Annotated in this window: 1 protein-coding gene; it reads right to left on the reverse strand. The window is 65.0% G+C overall.

The genetic code is table 11. The annotated features are described in order from the left end of the window. Positions 1-2063: amino acid adenylation domain-containing protein (locus tag AB3X94_RS41535; RefSeq protein ID WP_368614439.1), on the reverse strand; the 2063-nt coding region annotated here is incomplete at both ends.

Genomic DNA, 2063 nt, shown 5'->3' on the forward strand with positions numbered 1-2063 from the left:
ATCAAAAGGCATGCACGCCTCTTCGGCGCACAGCGCCACAAGCGCCGCCGCCGCATCCGGCCGCTCCCGCAGGTCGTGCTCCAGCACGGGCAGGCCCGTGCCGGGCGGCAGGATCTCAACCCGGGGGTCCTCCTCCGCATCAACGAAGACGCTGCGCAGCGCCTCGTGGCGCGCATACAGCTGATCGAGGCTGCGTCGCCACGCCGCGCGATCCAGCCTGCCCCGCAACCGCCAGCCCAGCGCAATGTGGTAGCGGGTGCTGTCCTTGTCCAGCTGGGCCAGAAACCACAACCGCTGCTGCGCAAACGACAGCTCAAGCGGCGCCTGGCGCGATACGGCCACAATCGCCGGCAGGTGTTGGGGACCGGAGCGGCTCAACACCTCGACGATACTTGCCGCAAGATCGCCCAGCACCGGCCTGGCGAACAGTGTCGACAGCGGCAGTTCGACCCCAACAGCCTGCGACAGCCGGCTCGACACCTGTACCGCGAGGAGCGAGTGGCCGCCCAGCTCGAAGAAGTGGTCGTGGCGTCCGACCCGCTCCAGGCCTAGAAGCTCGGCCCAGATCTCTGCCAGCGCCGTTTCGACTGCGCCCTGCGGCGCCTCATAGGCCGCCCGCGCATAGGCATCGTCGGCCGGCGCCGGCAGTGCCTTGCGGTCGAGCTTGCCATTCACCGTCAGCGGTAACTCCGCCAGCGGCATGAACGCCGACGGTACCATGTAGTCTGGCAGCCGCGCACTTAGGTACGCGCGCAAGGTGTTGGCAAGCTCAGGGCCATCCAGCCCATCCGATTGAGCTTCGGGTGCACACACCACATAGGCGATAAGATGCCTGTCGCCGGCGCGGTTCTGTCGCGCCACCACCACCGCCTCGCGCACAAAGGCGTGCTCGCCAAGCCGCGCCGCGATCTCGCCCGGCTCGATGCGATAGCCGCGAATCTTCACCTGGTCGTCGTTGCGCCCCAGGAACTCCAGATTGCCGTCCGGCAGGTACCGCGCCAGGTCCCCCGTGCGGTACAGCCGATCGCCCTCCACAAAGGGACTGGCGATGAACCGCTCGGCGGTCAGCTCGGGGCGGTTCAGATAGCCCCGCGCGACCCCCGCCCCGCCAATGTAAAGCTCCCCCACCGCCCCGCACGGCACCGGCTCGCCATGACCGTCCAGCAGATAAACCCGCGTGTTCGAAATCGGACGGCCAATCGGGACCACTGACCCATTAAAATCAGCCGGGCAATTCCAGGCCGTTACGTCGATAGCAGCTTCCGTGGGACCATATAGATTGTGCAGACCGGTCCAAGGTAATACGCACCGAACCTTCTGCGTGAGGGAAGCAGAAAGCGCCTCACCACTACACACGAGACGCTGCAGGGATGTGCAGCGATCAACGCCCTTCGTGTTCATGAAGCTGGCCAGCATCGATGGTACAAAGTGTGCGGTGGTGATGCGTTGGCCGATTATCAGGTTTACAAGCGCATCCGGGTCTTTGTGTACACCAGGAACCGCCAGCACCAGGGTTGCCCCTTCAAGCAATGTCCAAAAGAATTCCCAGGCAGAGACATCGAAGCTAAACGGGGTCTTCTGCAAGACGACATCAGCCGTATTGAGTGCATAGGCCTTTTGCATCCAGATCAGGCGATTGATAACCGCTCGATGCTCATTCTGTACTCCCTTGGGAGTTCCGGTTGAGCCTGAGGTGTAGATCACATAGGCGAGATGGCGGGACGTGAGGCCAAGCGTGCGCGGCTCCGGGTCCGAAGGCGGCCGCTCGCCCCAGACCGGCGTGGCCGTTTCCAGATCGACCGCTATCACATCGGTCAGCACCTCGGCGCCAAGTGCGGCGCGGCCGGCCACATCGCAAAGCAGCAGCTGCGGAGCGGCATCGACCAGCACCTGGCGCAGCCGCTGAGACGGATAGGCCGGATCCAGCGGTAGATAGGCGCCCCCCGCCTTCAGGATCGCCAGCAGCCCCACCACCATCGCCGCGCTGCGCTCCACGCAGATCCCCACCGGCTGATCCGGCCTGACTCCGAGTGCGATCAGATGGTGCGCCAGCCGGTTGGCCC

This window comes from Paraburkholderia sp. BR10923 (assembly GCF_040948765.1).
Taxonomy (GTDB): domain Bacteria; phylum Pseudomonadota; class Gammaproteobacteria; order Burkholderiales; family Burkholderiaceae; genus Paraburkholderia; species Paraburkholderia youngii.